The organism is Pseudomonas sp. GW101-3H06, from assembly GCF_059424605.1.
The window spans coordinates 2,166,207-2,182,726 of record NZ_JBWKZO010000001.1 but is presented as its reverse complement, the minus strand read 5'-3'; the positions used below and the strand labels follow the sequence as shown (position 1 = coordinate 2,182,726).

Here is a 16,520-nt window from a genome sequence, read left to right as displayed (position 1 = left end):
TCAATTTTTTGTGGGCAGCGCTACCTTGTCCGTAACCATCCGTAACACCGACTCGATTTACCACTACATGCTGGCTAATTTTCACGAATAATCGGCCTGATTTTGTCATTACCACTACATTTCGCTCCAGCCGCGTAATAGACACATCTGCAACTGACAGCCGGCACCCGAGACCGCTACAATTACCGACTTTGTCGCAACGCTTGGAGCTCAACCTTCCGTGCCCGTTCTGCGTCTACCGCATCTCCCTGCCGCGGCAGGTAAACAGCATTGGGGCAACCTGCCCGGTGCTTCCCTGAGCCTGGCCATCGCCGAGGCCGCCAGCGCTGCCAAGCGCTTTACCCTGCTGCTGACCGCCGACAGCCAAAGTGCCGAACGGCTGGAACAGGAGCTGAGTTTCTTCGCCCCGGATTTGCCTGTGCTGCATTTCCCCGACTGGGAAACCCTGCCCTATGATCTGTTCTCGCCGCACCAGGACATCATTTCCCAACGCATCTCGGCGCTCTATAGATTGCCGGAGCTGAGTCATGGCGTATTGGTGGTGCCCATCACCACTGCCCTGCACCGCCTCGCACCGACCAAATTCCTGCTCGGCAGCAGCCTGGTGCTGGATGTGGGCCAGAAGCTCGATGTCGAGCAGATGCGCACCCGGCTGGAAGCCACGGGTTATCGCTATGTCGACACCGTGTATGAGCATGGCGAGTTCACCGTGCGCGGCTCGCTGATCGATCTGTTCCCGATGGGCAGCAAGTTGCCTTATCGTATCGACCTGTTCGACGACGAAATCGAGACCCTGCGCACCTTCGATCCGGAAAACCAGCGCTCAATCGACAAGGTCGATTCGGTCAAGCTGTTGCCCGCCAAGGAATTCCCGCTGGAGAAGGAAGCCGTCACTCGCTTCAAGGCGCGGTTTCGCGAGCGCTTCGATGTCGACTTCCGTCGCTGCCCGATCTTCCAGGACTTGAACAGCGGGATTACCCCGGCCGGGATCGAGTACTACCTGCCGCTGTTCTTCGAGGAAACTTCGACGCTGTTCGACTACCTGCCTCAGGACACCCAAGTGTTCTCGCTGCCGGGCATCGAACAGGCCGCGGAAAACTTCTGGAACGACGTGCGCAATCGCTATGAAGAACGTCGCGTCGATCCCTCGCGTCCTTTATTACCGCCCGCCGAGCTGTTCCTGCCGGTGGAAGACTGTTTCGCACGCCTGAAAAACTGGCCGCGCGTGGTCGCCAGCCAACAGGACGTGGAAACCGGCGTCGGCCGTGAGCGCTTCCCCGGGCGCGAACTGCCGAACCTGGCCATCGAAGCCAAGGCCACCCAGCCACTGGCGGCACTCTCGGGTTTCCTCGACGAGTTCCCCGGGCGCGTGCTGTTCACCGCCGAATCCGCGGGCCGGCGTGAAGTATTGCTGGAGCTGCTGGAACGCCTGAAACTGCGGCCGAAGACCGTCGATAGCTGGCCGGATTTTGTCGCCGGCAAAGAGCGTCTGGCGATCACCATTGCGCCACTGGATGAAGGTTTGCTGCTGGACGATCCGGCCCTGGCACTGGTTGCCGAAAGCCCGTTGTTCGGTCAGCGCGTGATGCAACGCCGTCGCCGCGAGAAACGCGCCGATGCCAACAACGATGCCGTCATCAAGAACCTCACCGAACTGCGCGAAGGCGCACCGGTAGTGCATATCGATCACGGTGTCGGTCGCTACCTTGGCCTCGCGACACTGGAAATCGACAATCAGGCCGCCGAGTTCCTCGCCCTGGAGTACGCCGAGGGCGCCAAACTGTACGTGCCGGTGGCCAACCTGCATTTGATCGCCCGCTACACCGGCAGCGACGACGCATTGGCACCGCTGCACCGCCTCGGCTCCGAGACCTGGCAGAAAGCCAAGCGCAAGGCCGCCGAACAGGTGCGCGACGTGGCAGCGGAACTGCTCGACATCTATGCGCGTCGTGCTGCCCGCGAAGGCTATGCCTTTGCCGATCCGAAAGCCGATTACGCCACCTTCAGTGCCGGCTTCCCGTTCGAAGAAACCCCCGACCAGCAAACCACCATCGAAGCCGTGCGCGAAGACATGCTCGCTCCGAAGCCGATGGATCGCCTGGTGTGCGGCGACGTGGGCTTCGGCAAGACCGAAGTGGCGATGCGCGCGGCGTTCATCGCAGTGCATGGCGGGCGCCAAGTGGCGATTCTGGTGCCGACCACCCTGCTCGCCCAGCAACACTACAACAGTTTCCGCGACCGCTTTGCCGACTGGCCGGTGACCGTGGAAGTGATGAGCCGCTTCAAGTCGGCCAAGGAAGTGAATGCCGCGGTCGCGGATCTGGCCGAAGGCAAGATCGACATCGTCATTGGCACGCACAAGCTGCTGCAGGACGACGTGAAGATCAAAAACCTCGGTCTGGTGATCATCGATGAAGAACACCGTTTCGGCGTGCGCCAGAAAGAACAGCTCAAAGCATTGCGCAGCGAAGTCGACATTCTCACCCTGACCGCCACGCCGATTCCGCGCACGCTGAACATGGCGGTGTCGGGCATGCGTGACCTGTCGATCATCGCCACACCGCCGGCCCGCCGCCTGTCCGTACGGACTTTCGTCATGGAGCAGAACAAGAGCACGGTCAAGGAAGCCCTGCTCCGCGAGCTGCTGCGCGGCGGCCAGGTGTACTACCTGCACAACGACGTGAAGACCATCGAAAAATGCGCCGCCGACCTCGCCGAACTGGTGCCGGAAGCGCGGATCGGCATCGGCCACGGCCAGATGCGCGAACGCGAACTCGAACAGGTGATGAGCGACTTCTACCACAAGCGCTTCAACGTACTGATCGCCTCGACCATCATCGAGACCGGCATCGACGTGCCGAGCGCCAACACCATCATCATCGAGCGTGCCGACAAGTTCGGCCTGGCGCAGTTGCACCAGCTGCGCGGCCGGGTCGGACGCAGTCACCACCAGGCCTACGCGTATCTGCTGACACCGCCGCGCCAGCAAATCACCCCGGACGCAGAAAAGCGCCTGGAAGCGATCGCCAATACCCAGGACCTTGGGGCAGGCTTCGTCCTTGCGACCAATGATCTGGAAATCCGTGGTGCCGGCGAATTGCTCGGCGATGGCCAAAGCGGGCAGATCCAGGCCGTCGGATTCACGCTGTACATGGAAATGCTCGAACGTGCCGTGAAGTCGATCCGCAAGGGCGAACAGCCGAACCTCGATCAACCGCTGGGCGGTGGCCCGGAAGTCAACTTGCGCGTACCGGCGTTGATTCCCGAAGACTATCTGCCGGACGTTCATGCACGCTTGATTCTTTACAAGCGCATCGCTTCGGCCACCGACGAGGATGGCCTCAAGGATCTGCAGGTGGAGATGATCGACCGTTTCGGCCTGCTGCCGGAGCCGACCAAGAACCTGATACGCATCACCGCCCTGAAATTGCAGGCCGAGTTGTTGGGCATCAAGAAAGTCGACGGCGGCCCGCAAGGCGGTCGGGTCGAGTTCGCGGCGCAAACACCGGTCGACCCGCTGACCCTGATCAAACTGATCCAGAGCCAGCCAAAACGCTACAAATTCGAAGGTGCCACGATGTTCAAGTTCATGGTCCCGATGGAGCGCCCGGAAGAGCGCTTTAATACTGTAGAGGCGCTGTTCGAGCGCCTTATCCCGAAAACTGCTTGAAGGACGCCGCATGCGACTGTTTCGCTCACTGACCCTGTTGTTAACGCTGGTCGCCCCCTCGGTGTTTGCCGATGATCTGTATCAGATTGAAATGATTCTGGTGCGGCAGAATGCCGTGCCGGCGATTGTCACCCGCTCTGCGCCGGAAGACTGGGACGCCGGCGCCCAACACATCAACCCCGACAGCCTGCGCACGCCGAGCCTCAATAGCGAAGTGGAAAAGCTCACCGCCAGCAAGGAATACAGCGTGCTGCTGCACAAGGCGTGGCAACAGACGCTCGGCGAGACGCCGGTCAAGGTGGCGGTCAGCGACGGCAAGGAACAGTTCGGCCAGTACCCAATCGAGGGCACCCTGAACCTGACACTTGGGCGCTTCACCGATGTAGACGCCGATTTCTGGGTCAACCAGTTCAACGACGAAGGCCTGGTCACCGCCAGCGAGCGCCTGAAACAGGAAAGCCACACCAAGAACGGCCAGCTCAATTTCCTCGACAATGGCCACCTGGGCCTGCTGATCAAGATCACCTCGTTGACGGCGCCCGCTCCCCGGGAAGCCCCTGAAGTCGTCCCGGACTGATCGAGCCCCCCCCCATGTCCGCGACCCTGAGCAAACCCCTGGCACCTTCCTGGGTCAGCCGATTCAAGGAACAGAGCCTGGAGCGTGGTCGCCGCTACGCGCTGGAGAACCGCGTCAGGATCGTCGAGGCCGGCGACGCTACGATCATTGCGGCCTGCGAAGGCTCTGGCGGTAACGTTTACCGCCAGACCATTCGCTTGCGAGAGTCAGCCAAAGGCACGTTGCTGATGATCGACGCCACCTGCACGTGCCCGGTCCACAGCAACTGCAAACATTGCGCGGCGGTCTTGCTGCAAGTGCAGGAAACCCTCGCCTACCCCGCAGCGGCCAAAGACGCCGAGCTTCTGGAAAAACTCCAGGCCGTGCTGGAAAACCGCAGCCCCAAGGCTCCGCCGCAAGTGCTGGTGGACAACGTGCAACCGGTTCCGCGCCTGTGGCTGGCCAGCATCGAGTTCAGCGCCTTCGAACCGCGCAATGGCCGCATGCAGCGCTACATCCAGCACCGTGCGGCGTTGTCCTTCAGCTATCTGGATGAGTACGTATCCGGGCAGAAAAACGCCGACATCCTGATTCGTCAGGAGACCCAGACGCTGCGGATAAAACGCCACCCCGAAGTGGAACAGTCCTACAGGGAACAGTTACGCATCCTCGGCTTCAAGATCGCCACCCGCCAAAGCAAGGCCTTGCCGGAAAGTGCCGGCGAACTGTTCGAGATGGTCAACGACAGCGCCTGGCTGACCTTCACCCTCAACGAACTGCCGAAGCTGCGCACCCAGGGCTGGGAGTTGCAAATCAACGAGGACTTCGGCTTCGACCTGACCGCGGTGGATGACTGGTATGCCACAGTCGAACAGGCGCCGGAGCGCGACTGGTTCGATCTGGAACTGGGGATCATCGTCAACGGTGAGCGCCTGAGCCTGTTGCCGATCCTGTTGAATCTGATGCGTTCGCACACCGAAATCCTCAACCCGGAACGCCTGGCCCGACGTCGCGATGACGAACTGATTCTGGTGAACATCCCCAATCGACCGAATTCCGAGTTCGGCCCGCTGCAAGTCGCCCTGCCCCTCGGCCGATTGAAACCGGTGCTGGCGACCCTCGGCGAGTTCTATCTGCAAGAGCCGGGCGAAACCACGCTGCGCCTGAGCAAGGCCGACGCCACGCGCCTGAATCCACTGGAGGACTTACCACTGTTGTGGGAGGGCGGCGAACAGATCCGCACCTTTGCCCAACGCCTGCGCGACATCAAGGATTACACCGCCAGTGTCCCGGAAGGCTTGAACGCAACGCTGCGCCCCTATCAGCTGGAAGGCCTGAGCTGGATGCAGTCGTTGCGGCAGCTGGAGGTCGGCGGGATTCTCGCGGACGACATGGGCCTGGGTAAAACCCTGCAAACCCTGGCGCACGTGCTCAGCGAGAAAAACGCTGGACGTCTCGACCGCCCGTGCATGGTCGTGATGCCCACCAGCCTGATCCCCAACTGGCTCGATGAAGCAGCGCACTTCACGCCGCAGCTCAAAGTGCTGGCGTTGTATGGCGCCAGTCGCAAAAAGCATTTCGAAAACCTGGCCGATTACGACCTGATCCTGACCACCTACGCGTTGCTGCCCAAGGATGTCGAACGCCTGGCGGCGCAGCCGCTGCATGTCCTGGTACTGGATGAAGCGCAATACATCAAGAACCCGAACAGCAAGGCCGCCCATGCCGCCCGTGAGCTGAACGCCCGTCAGCGTCTGTGCCTGAGCGGCACGCCGCTGGAAAACCACTTGGGCGAACTGTGGTCGCTGTTTCACTTCCTCCTCCCAGGCTGGCTTGGCGATGTGAAGAGCTTCAACCGCGATTACCGCGTGCCGATTGAAAAGCGCACCAGCGAGGTACGACTTCAGCACCTCAACGGTCGGATCAAACCTTTTCTGTTGCGTCGAACCAAGGAACAGGTGGCCACCGAGCTGCCACCGAAAACCGAGATCATTCACTGGGTCGAACTCAACGAGGCCCAGCGCGATGTATACGAAACCATGCGCCTGGCCATGGACAAGAAAGTCCGCGACGAGATCACCCGCAAGGGCGTCGCGCGCAGCCAGATCATCATCCTTGAGGCACTGCTGAAACTGCGTCAGGTGTGCTGCGATTTGCGCCTGGTCAACGACGCTGCGCTGCCGGCTCGCGGTAGCACGTCAGGCAAACTCGACAGCCTGATGGAAATGCTCGAAGAGTTGTTCGAAGAGGGCCGCCGAATCCTGCTGTTCTCGCAATTCACTTCAATGCTGTCGTTGATTGAAGACGAGCTGAACAAACGCGGTGTTGCCTACGCCTTGTTGACCGGACAGACCCGCGATCGGCGCACGCCGGTGAAGGACTTCCAAAGCGGCAAACGTCAGATCTTTCTGATCAGCCTGAAGGCAGGTGGCGTCGGCTTGAACCTGACGGAAGCAGACACTGTCATTCACTACGACCCGTGGTGGAACCCGGCGACAGAGAACCAGGCGACCGACCGCGCTTACCGCATTGGCCAGGAAAAACCGGTGTTCGTCTACAAGCTGATCGCGCGTGGCACGGTGGAGGAAAAAATCCAGCATCTACAGAAAGAAAAATCCGACCTCGCGGCCGGTGTGCTGGATGGGCGTCAGGCCGGGGACTGGAAACTGCAGAGCGATGATATCGAGGCGTTGTTTGCGCCTTTGCCGGACAAGCTGGAAAAACGTTGAGTTCGTCAGTGCCTGGCAAACTGCTTTCGCGAGCAAGCCCGCTCCCACACTGGTTTTGTGTTGCCTCCATTTTCGGGGCATAACACAAATCCAATGTGGGAGCGGGCCTGCTCGCGAAGGGGGCGATTCGGTGTTATGACTGACTCAGCCCTTGAGCACCCGCGCCAACGTCGATTTCACCTTGCCCATCCCGTCATGCAGAGCTTGCTCGATCTCGGCCATGGTGATCACCGCCGTCGACTTGCCCGCCGCCGGGTTCACCACCAGTGCCAGACAGGCGTAATCCAGCTCCAGCTCACGGGCCAATGCCGCTTCCGGCATTCCTGTCATACCGACGATGTCGCAGCCATCACGCTCCAGGCGTGCGATTTCAGCGACGGTTTCCAGCCGTGGACCCTGGGTGCAGGCATACACGCCGTGACTGCTGTATCCAACGCCTTCAACCGCCAGTGCCGCGATCAATTGCTGACGCAGCGGTTCGCTGTACGGATAGCTGAAATCGATGTGCGTGACCTGTTCCAGGTCATCGGCAAAATAGGTGTGCTGGCGACCGCTGGTGTAGTCGATCAGTTGATGCGGCACGCAGAAATGCCCGGTGCCCATCGCCGCATGAATCCCACCCACGGCGTTGACCGCAATAATAGCTTCGGCCCCGGCCTGCTTCAGTGCCCAGAGGTTGGCGCGGTAGTTCACCTGATGCGGTGGAAAACGGTGTGGATGGCCGTGACGAGCGAGGAACAACACTTCCTTACCGGCATATTCGCCGATCTGCACGTCGGCCGAAGGCGCGCCGTAAGGGGTATCGACCGCCAATGACTGACGGATGCTCAGGCCTTCGAGCTGAGTCAGGCCGGTACCACCGATAATCGCGTAAACCGTCATAACGAACAGTCCTTAATCAATCAATTGAGCTTCTTTGAGCGCGCCGACGGCTGCCAGCCAGCGCGGATCCTGACGGTAATCGGTGCGCGCATACGACTGACCGCGCATCTTCGCAATCCGTGCAGACGGCTTGATCTTCATACGTTGCGCGGCACTCAGGGCCAGTTCGGCGGCCGCGCGATCATTGCACACCAGGCCCATGTCGCAACCGGCAGTCAGTGCCGCTTCGATGCGGCTGGCGGCATCACCGACTACATGAGCGCCGGCCATGGAAAGATCATCACTGAAGATGACACCGTCAAATTGCAGCTCGCCGCGCAGGATGTCCTGCAACCATCGACGGGAGAAGCCGGCAGGCTGAGCATCGACTTGCGGGTAAATCACGTGGGCCGGCATGACAGCTGCCAGCTGTTTGCTCAATTTAGCGAACGGCACCAGGTCGTTGGCACGGATTTCGTCGAGGCTGCGCTCGTCGTTCGGGATCGCGACGTGGGAATCCGCCTCGGCCCAGCCGTGCCCGGGAAAATGCTTGCCGGTGGCGGCCATGCCGGCGCTGTTCATACCACGAATGAACGCACCGGCCAGCAGCGCCGCACGCTCCGGATCACCCTCGAACGAGCGAGTGCCGACCACGGCACTGCGCTGGTAATCGAGGTCCAGCACCGGGGCGAAACTCAGATCCAGGCCAACAGCCAACACTTCGGTGGCCATGATCCAGCCGCATTGCTCGGCCAGATACTCGGCATTGGGGTTGTCGGCAATCGCACGCATGGCGGGCAGCCGTACAAAGCCCTGACGCAGACGCTGCACCCGTCCGCCCTCCTGATCCACCGCCAACAACAGGTCGGGGCGAATGTCGCGAATCGCAGCGCTCAATTCGCGGACCTGGCGCGGGTGTTCAATGTTGCGGGCAAAAATGATCAGACCGCCCACTTCGGGTTGGCGCAACAATTGGCGATCTTCAGCCGTCAGCCAGGTACCGGCGACGTCCACCATCAACGAGCCTTGCAGGCCAGCAGTCATAGAGATTCCTTGATAACAATGAATCCCGCCCACACGAATTCGCCGCCGCGGACAGTGCCCGGCAGATCGGCGATATCAATGGGAAACGGATTCAGAACGAGAGTCGGCATGGGCGGCTAGCTTAACGGATGTCAGCTGCCGCGCCCACCCGTGCGCGGTCAAACCTTGGCGGCAACCGGTGTCGATTTGCTGCGCGGACGCAGTTGCGCACTGGCCATGGCCGTATCGGTGACACCGGATTCGGCACGCATACCGGCCGCGAGGAATGGCACCATCAACCGCATGACCTGCTCGATGGAGGTGTTTACCCCGAAGTCGGTCTCGGCAATTGCACGCAGGGCCTTGATGCCGGACATGCTGAAAGCAGCCGCGCCGAGCATGAAGTGCACGCGCCAGAAGAGTTCGATCGGTGGAATGCGCGGTGCAGCTTCGTTAACCAGCATCATGTAGCGACGGAACACCTTGCCGTACATGTCTTCCAGATAACGACGCAAATGCCCCTGACTCTGACTGAAGGCCAGGCCCAGCAAACGCATGAAGATAGACAGATCGTTGCCGCTGCGCGGTTGAACGACCAGGGCCTGCTCGACGAGGATTTCCAACAGTTCTTCGAGCGTGGGCTTGATTTCAGGCTTGGCCTGACGTCGCTCCAGCTCTTTATCGAGGCTGATGCAGAACGGTCCGAGAAAACGCGAAAAGACCGCTTGTATCAGCGCCTTTTTCGAACCGAAGTGATAGTTCACCGCTGCCAGATTGACACCGGCCTTGCTGGTGATCAGACGCAATGAGGTTTCAGCGAAACCTTTTTCCGCGAACAACTGCTCGGCAGCATCAAGAATGCGTTCAACGGTTTCCGACTGGGCCATGGCTACTCCGCCTGACAAACACTTGTTTGAAACATACGTTTCAACCTGTGCCTTGTCAAGTCTGGCAGTTCGTTTTGGGAATGGTCGGTCAGACATTTAACCATACAACCGCACAGCTTCAATCAACTGGCTGTTCGACCGTCCGGCGGCGACTGAAAAAACGGGCATTGCCAAGATCGCTTCACTGTATATAATCCCAGTCACTGTATAAAAAAACAGAGCGATCAATATGCTAAAGCTGACGCCACGCCAAGCCGAGATCCTGGCCTTCATCAAACGCTGCCTGGAAGATAACGGCTACCCGCCGACCCGCGCGGAAATCGCTCAGGAACTGGGTTTCAAATCGCCCAACGCCGCCGAAGAACACCTCAAGGCGCTGGCCCGCAAGGGGGCGATCGAAATGACCCCGGGCGCATCCCGCGGGATTCGCATACCCGGGTTTGAAGCCAAGGCCGATGATTCCAGTTTGCCCATTATTGGCCGGGTGGCGGCCGGTGCGCCGATCCTCGCCCAGCAACATGTCGAAGAGTCCTGCAACATCAATCCTTCGTTTTTCCATCCGCGCGCCGACTATCTGCTTCGCGTGCATGGCATGAGCATGAAGGACGTGGGTATTTTTGACGGCGACTTGCTGGCCGTCCATACCACCCGCGAGGCCCGTAACGGCCAGATCGTGGTGGCACGTATCGGCGACGAAGTGACCGTCAAGCGCTTCAAGCGTGACGGCAGCAAGGTTTGGCTGATTGCCGAGAACCCTGATTTCGCCCCTATCGAAGTGAACCTTAAAGATCAGGAACTGGTGATCGAAGGCTTGAGTGTCGGCGTCATTCGCCGCTAAAGGAGGCTCCATGCAGTTCCCACACACATCACAGCAAGCCCAACTGCCTCTGCTGTTCGAAGCATTCCTGGCGCAGCCGCTGGCTCCGATCCTGCAGGAAGTGGTCGAGTCGCCATGGAGCACCGAACCCGAAGTCTTCAGTGAATTGTCCCTGCGTGGGGCCGCCGGGAACTGCCTGAACCTTTTGGCACCGATCCTGCGGGAGTTGAGCCAGGATCAAGATGCGCGCTGGCTGACACTGATCGCCCCACCCGCCAGCCTGACCCAGGCCTGGTTGCGGGACGCCGGCCTCAATCGCGAGCGCATCCTCCTGCTACAACCACGCGGCACCCAGAGCGCCCAGCAGCTGACTTGCGAAGCCCTTCGTCTTGGCCGCAGTCATACGGTCGTCAGTTGGCTCACCCCACTGAGCACAAGTTCGCGGCAACAGCTGATCAGCGCTGCCCGGACCGGGGACGCACAAAGCCTGAATATTCGACTGGGTTAACTGGCAAGTACGTGCACGCTAAACAGCGCAGGGGCTTCTCCAAGGATAGAGAAGCCGATCTGAAGCGGTATTCGAAAAAATTCGACGGACGGGAATCAATGAAGAACCCGCGCGCCCTCATCCTTCTCGAATTCGCCCTCAACCAGGCGTCCAGCCATCTGAACGCCGACGCTCAACATCGCTTTGGCGACCTCTACGTGCTGGCCTTGCAGGAATGCTTTGGCGTCCTCGGAGAAATCCAAAGTAACCAGAGAACCCTCGTCCTCAGCCCTACGCAGCTCGATACGGCCGTCTGGTAACTCGACAATTTCTAGAAAGGACGTTGGCATATAGGTTTGTTCTCCACGAAAGGCGGCGATTATATAGGCATCAGCAAGGCTTCGCTCGGGATCTTGACCAGATGCCATCACGAAGAGAAATTTCCGACAACATTCTTCCCGATACGGACCGCCTTGCGTGTCGTCCGTCAAAAATTCAGTCTTTCAGCACTCGTTCAAGCCTTCGCGAAAGCGGATCGCCAGGCTTTTGAGGTTCTGACGCCAACTCTCCAGCTCTTCTCGACTCAACTCTTCAGGCGCCTTTTCTTCATCCAGGTTTACCGCCAGGATCAAAGGCTGCGTTACATCGCCCTTGGGTTTGTGCGGCGCCCTAGGCGGTTGAAACAGCGCGGCATGGGCCGCCAGCAGCTTGGCCAGCCAGGTTTCCGGGTTGTTGGCCAGCTCGACCATCTCGGCCATTTCCGGAATGGCGATGCTTTGCAGCACTTCGCGGCTCAGCAATGATTCGGCCCGGGATGCATTGGCCTGGGGCAAACGATAAAAACCGGCGATTTCATGGCACAGCCCCAGCAACGCTCCGTACAGGTGAAACAACGCCGATTCGCGGCCAGCCTGAATCAGCGCCAGGGAATTCATCGCCCGCCCCTCTTCGGCCTTGGCGAGCGCTTCCAGCGACAGGCCGGCGAAATAAATCTTCTGGTTGGTACGGGTATAAAGTTCGTGGGCCATGACGGCAGCCTCCACAACGAAATAATTGCTTCACGCAGGTCAGACAGTGTCATGGATCATCCAAGTCGACCGCAAGCACAAAACAAAAAGGCCGCATGAAAACCCGAGGGTTTCATGCGGCCTTTTCCCTGTAGCGAAGGAGTTTGCTCCCATTGGCCGACGGGGTCGGCCCACTACAAGCTTGCGCGCTTAAGCCTTGGCTGCCGCACGCTTGTCTTCAACGGTCCACTTGCCACCGTCGAAATACGCCTTCCAGCCAGTCGGCTTGCCGTCGACTTCTGTCTGCACGTATTGCTCCTTGGTCTTGCGGCTGTAGCGAATCACGGCTGGGAGCCCGTCCGGATCCTTCTTCGGCGCGTCGCACAGGAAGTGGTATTTAGGATCGATCTCATCCTTGTGCGGGATGATTTCCATGACCAGCGGAGCACGAGTCTCGCGGTTTTTCGGGAACTGACTGGCCGCCAGGAACAGCCCGGAAGCACCGTCGCGCAGGATGTAGGTGTCGTTGACCTTTTCGCATTTCAGCTCAGGCATCTTCACCGGATCCATTTTCGGCGGTGCCGCATCACCACTCTTCAGCAGTTTTCGGGTGTTCTTACAGGTTGCGTTGGTGCAACCGAAGAACTTGCCGAAACGGCCAGTCTTGAGCTGCATCTCGCTGCCGCACTTGTCGCATTCCAGGCTCGGACCTTCATATCCCTTGATGCGATAGGCGCCTTCTTCGATTTCGTAGCCGTCGCAATCCGGGTTGTTACCACAAATGTGCAACTTGCGCTTCTCGTCGAGCAGGTAGGCATCCATCGCCGTGCTGCAGATTGGGCAGCGGTGCTTGCCACGCAATACCAGCGACTCCGACTCACCCTCGTCATCCGCAGCGATCTCATCGCCCGGCACCAGATTGACGGTAGCCTTGCAGCGCTCTTTCGGCGGCAGGCTGTAGCCCGAGCAACCGAGGAACACGCCGGTCGACGCGGTACGAATCTGCATCGGACGGCCGCAGGTTGTGCACGGAATGTCAGTCATTACCGGCTGATTGGCACGCATGCCGTTGTCCGGGCTTTCGGCCACTTCGAGTTTCTTCTTGAAGTCACCGTAGAACTCGTCGAGGACGTTTTTCCAGTCACGCTCGCCCTGGGCCACGTCATCGAGATGCTCTTCCATGCCGGCGGTGAAGCCGTAGTCCATGAGGTTGGAGAAACTCTCGGCCAGACGTTCAGTAACGATGTCGCCCATCTTTTCCGAGTAGAAACGACGGTTGTGCAGCGCCACGTACCCGCGATCCTGGATGGTCGAAATGATCGCCGCATAGGTCGAAGGACGACCGATGCCGCGTTTTTCCATTTCTTTGACCAGGCTGGCTTCCGAGTAACGCGCCGGCGGCTTGGTGAAATGCTGGGTCGGATCAAGCTTGATCAGCTTCATCGCGTCGCCCTGGGCCATGTCTGGCAGAACATCGTCATCGCCTGGCCTGGCGATTTGTGGCATGACGCGGGTGTAACCGTCGAACTTGAGGATACGGCCCTTGGCACGTAATTCGAAGTCGCCGGCACCGACGGTAACCGTGGTCGACAGGTATTGCGCCGGCAGCATCTGGCAAGCGAGGAACTGGCGCCAGATCAGCTCGTAGAGCCGCTCTGCATCACGCTCCATGCCCGACAGCTTGCTTGGCTCGGTGTTGGCGTCGGACGGACGAATCGCTTCGTGAGCCTCTTGTGCGCCTTCCTTGCTGCTGTAGACGTTCGGAGTTTCCGGCAGGTACTTCTTGCCGAACTCACCTTCAATATAGGTACGCGCCATCGCCACGGCATCGACCGAGAGGTTGGTGGAGTCGGTACGCATATAAGTGATGTAGCCGGCTTCGTACAAACGCTGGGCCATCATCATGGTCTTCTTCACACCGAAGCCCAGGCGGTTGCTCGCGGCCTGCTGCAGGGTGGACGTGATGAACGGTGCCGACGGCTTGCTGCTGGTCGGCTTGTCTTCACGCTTGACGATGCTGTAGCTGGAAGCCTTGAGCTTCTCCAGCGCGGCCATGGCCTGGGCTTCGTTGAGCGGCTTGAATGCTTCGCCCTTCTCGCGAGCGACGTCGAAACGCACGGTCGCGCCTTTGGCGGTACCGAGGTCGGCGTGAACCTCCCAGTACTCTTCCGGGATGAACGCGCGAATTTCACGCTCACGCTCAACCACCAGCTTCACCGCTACCGATTGCACGCGACCGGCGGACAGGCCACGGGCGATCTTGGCCCACAACAGTGGCGAAACCATATACCCCACAACGCGATCGAGGAAACGACGCGCCTGCTGGGCGTTGACCCGGTCGATGTCCAGCTCGCCTGGCTGGGAGAAGGCTTCCTGGATCGCCTTCTTGGTGATTTCGTTGAACACCACGCGCTTATAGCGGCTGTCGTCACCACCGATGGCTTCGCGCAGGTGCCAGGCAATGGCTTCCCCCTCGCGATCCAAGTCGGTTGCGAGATAGATGGTGTCAGCATCCTTGGCGAGCCGGCGCAGCTCTTCGATCACCTTTTCCTTGCCTGGAAGGATCTCGTACTTGGCTTTCCAGCCATGATCGGGATCGACGCCCATCCGAGCGACCAGTTGCTTGCGCGCCTTTTCTTTTGGCGACAAGGCCGGCGCTTCACCCGCAGCAGCCTTGCCGCGCTTGGCGGCTGGCTCTTTGCTGGCGCTAGCCGAACCGCTGGTGGGCAGGTCTCGGATATGGCCGATACTCGACTTCACCACGTATTCGTTGCCCAAATACTTGTTGATGGTCTTGGCCTTAGCCGGGGATTCCACAATGACCAGCGATTTGCCCATGGATCAGAAAATTCCTGAATTCTAGAAGTGAAAGGCGATTGGCGCCTGACGCGGCACCGCTATATATAGTGGCTACAAGGTGAGGTCAAGCGCAGGGTTTTGCGCGCACTCAGCTTATGGCTTGGTAAAAAGGCTCTCTTCGGCTTGCACCAAAGCAAAGCGTGGCACCTGTTCGCCGTCAACTTCGACTGACTCCAGGAACATGCTCAAGGGACGCACCCAAAAGCCGTAATCGCCATACAGGGCTTGGTAGAAGACCACTTCTTCCTCGGTTTCCGAATGCCGCGCGACACTGAATACGCGGTACTGCGGACCTTTGTAATGTTGGTAGAGCCCTGGTTGTATCGGCATGCTTTGGCCCTCACTCAAATTTTTTCAAAATAAAAACAAAAATAAATCCGGAAAAACAAAAACCGGGGCACTTGGCCCCGGCTTCCGTCAACGAAACGCTTAGACGCGTTCGAAGACGGTGGAGATGCCTTGGCCGAGACCAATGCACATGGTGGCCACCCCGAAGGTGCCGCCATTCTGCTTCATCACGTTCAGCAAAGTGCCCGAGATACGCGCACCGGAGCAACCGAACGGGTGACCCAGGGCGATCGCGCCGCCGTGCAGGTTAACCTTCTCGTTCATCTTGTCGAGTACTTTCAGATCTTTCAGCACCGGCAGGGCCTGTGCGGCGAAAGCTTCGTTGAGCTCGAAGAAGTCGATATCGTTGATGCCAAGGCCTGCGCGCTTCAGTGCTTTTTGTGTAGCCGGTACTGGACCATAGCCCATGATCGCCGGATCCACACCTGCCACTGCCATCGAGCGAATCACCGCCAGAGGCGCAATGCCCAGGTCCTGTGCACGCTGCGCCGACATCACGATCATGCACGAAGCACCATCGGTGATCTGCGACGAAGTACCGGCAGTCACGGTACCGCCTTTCGGATTAAACGCTGGCTTCAAGGCCGCCAGGCTTTCCAGGGTGGTTTCCGGACGAATGGTTTCGTCGTAGTCGAACAGTTTCAGGAAACCGTTCTCGTCATAGCCCTGCATCGGGATGATTTCGTCTTTGAACTTGCCTTCCACGGTCGCCTTGTGGGCGAGTTGGTGGGAGCGCACGCCGAAAGCGTCCTGTTGCTCGCGAGTGATGCCGTGCATCTTGCCCAGCATTTCAGCGGTCAGGCCCATCATGCCCGAGGCTTTCGCCGCGTACAGGGACATGTGCGGGTTCGGATCGACACCGTGCATCATGCTCACGTGACCCATATGCTCGACGCCGCCGACGACGAATACGTCACCGTTGCCGGTCATGATCGCTTGCGCGGCAGTGTGCAGCGCGCTCATGGACGAGCCACACAGACGGCTGACGGTCTGGCCGGCCGAAGTGTGCGGGATCTGGGTCATCAGCGATGCCATGCGGGCGATGTTCCAGCCCTGCTCCAGGGTCTGGTTCACACAGCCCCAGATCACGTCTTCGACTTCGTTCGGGTCGACCTTGACGTTGCGTTCCAGCAGTTTGCTGATCAGGTGCGCCGACATGTCTTCGGCGCGGGTGTTGCGGTGCATGCCGCCCTTGGAGCGGCCCATCGGAGTACGACCGAAGTCGACAATCACGACGTCTCTAGGATTCAAGCTCATAAGTTCACTCTCACTCTAG

Annotated in this window: 13 protein-coding genes; 5 read left to right on the top strand and 8 right to left on the bottom strand. The window is 59.5% G+C overall.

All coding sequences use genetic code 11. From position 1 onward, the window contains the following. The first annotated feature begins 220 nt into the window (after positions 1–220). The 3 genes from mfd to AC07ZE_RS09860 are packed head-to-tail and all read left to right on the top strand — an operon-like array spanning position 221 to position 6,955. Entirely contained in the window at positions 221–3,670 is a 3,450-nt protein-coding gene (gene mfd, locus AC07ZE_RS09870) for a transcription-repair coupling factor (protein WP_207263817.1), read from the top strand. 10 nt (positions 3,671–3,680) lie between these two features. Further along, a complete protein-coding gene (locus AC07ZE_RS09865) occupies positions 3,681–4,247 on the top strand; it encodes a CsiV family protein (protein WP_207263815.1) in 567 nt (188 codons plus the stop codon). 14 nt (positions 4,248–4,261) lie between these two features. Further along, complete coding sequence (locus tag AC07ZE_RS09860) at positions 4,262–6,955, top strand: DEAD/DEAH box helicase (protein WP_207263813.1); 2,694 nt, start codon at positions 4,262–4,264, stop codon at positions 6,953–6,955. A 144-nt stretch (positions 6,956–7,099) separates the two neighbouring features. Here AC07ZE_RS09860 and AC07ZE_RS09855 read toward each other — a convergent pair whose 3' ends face one another. The 3 genes from AC07ZE_RS09855 to AC07ZE_RS09845 all read right to left on the bottom strand — a co-directional run bounded on the left by AC07ZE_RS09855 (position 7,100) and on the right by AC07ZE_RS09845 (position 9,726). Further along, entirely contained in the window at positions 7,100–7,837 is a 738-nt protein-coding gene (locus tag AC07ZE_RS09855) for an S-methyl-5'-thioinosine phosphorylase (RefSeq protein WP_137807663.1), read from the bottom strand. A gap of 12 nt (positions 7,838–7,849) precedes the next feature. Beyond that, positions 7,850–8,860 carry a beta-N-acetylhexosaminidase gene (nagZ, locus tag AC07ZE_RS09850; protein ID WP_207263812.1) on the bottom strand — a complete coding sequence of 337 codons (1,011 nt, stop codon included), beginning with the start codon at positions 8,858–8,860 and terminating at the stop codon, positions 7,850–7,852. Positions 8,861–9,018: 158 nt separating this feature from the next. Next, positions 9,019–9,726: a TetR/AcrR family transcriptional regulator gene (locus tag AC07ZE_RS09845; protein WP_095197002.1), complete on the bottom strand. Its 708-nt coding sequence runs from the start codon at positions 9,724–9,726 to the stop codon at positions 9,019–9,021. 229 nt (positions 9,727–9,955) lie between these two features. Between AC07ZE_RS09845 and lexA the strand changes: the two genes are divergently transcribed. Continuing rightward, positions 9,956–10,564, top strand: a complete 609-nt coding sequence (gene lexA / locus AC07ZE_RS09840; RefSeq protein WP_090318547.1) for a transcriptional repressor LexA — start codon at positions 9,956–9,958, stop codon at positions 10,562–10,564. Positions 10,565–10,574: 10 nt separating this feature from the next. After that, positions 10,575–11,051: an SOS-induced cell division inhibitor SulA gene (sulA, locus tag AC07ZE_RS09835; protein WP_207263809.1), complete on the top strand. Its 477-nt coding sequence runs from the start codon at positions 10,575–10,577 to the stop codon at positions 11,049–11,051. Positions 11,052–11,146: 95 nt separating this feature from the next. On the opposite strand, the gene AC07ZE_RS09830 is transcribed toward sulA, so the two are convergent. The 5 genes from AC07ZE_RS09830 to fadA all read right to left on the bottom strand — a co-directional run bounded on the left by AC07ZE_RS09830 (position 11,147) and on the right by fadA (position 16,501). Then, positions 11,147–11,380, bottom strand: coding sequence for a hypothetical protein (locus AC07ZE_RS09830; protein WP_207267791.1), 234 nt, complete (start codon positions 11,378–11,380; stop codon positions 11,147–11,149). 153 nt (positions 11,381–11,533) lie between these two features. Further along, positions 11,534–12,058 (bottom strand): DUF6586 family protein, encoded by a 525-nt coding sequence (locus AC07ZE_RS09825; protein WP_207263807.1) that lies wholly within the window; start codon positions 12,056–12,058, stop codon positions 11,534–11,536. Between the two features lie 189 nt (positions 12,059–12,247). Next, on the bottom strand, positions 12,248–14,875 hold the full coding sequence (topA, locus tag AC07ZE_RS09820; RefSeq protein ID WP_207263805.1) for a type I DNA topoisomerase: 2,628 nt from the start codon (positions 14,873–14,875) through the stop codon (positions 12,248–12,250). A 114-nt stretch (positions 14,876–14,989) separates the two neighbouring features. Then, positions 14,990–15,226 carry a DUF1653 domain-containing protein gene (locus AC07ZE_RS09815; protein WP_007986363.1) on the bottom strand — a complete coding sequence of 79 codons (237 nt, stop codon included), beginning with the start codon at positions 15,224–15,226 and terminating at the stop codon, positions 14,990–14,992. Positions 15,227–15,325: 99 nt separating this feature from the next. Then, positions 15,326–16,501 (bottom strand): acetyl-CoA C-acyltransferase FadA, encoded by a 1,176-nt coding sequence (gene fadA, locus AC07ZE_RS09810; protein WP_137807668.1) that lies wholly within the window; start codon positions 16,499–16,501, stop codon positions 15,326–15,328. Positions 16,502–16,520: the final 19 nt, after the last annotated feature.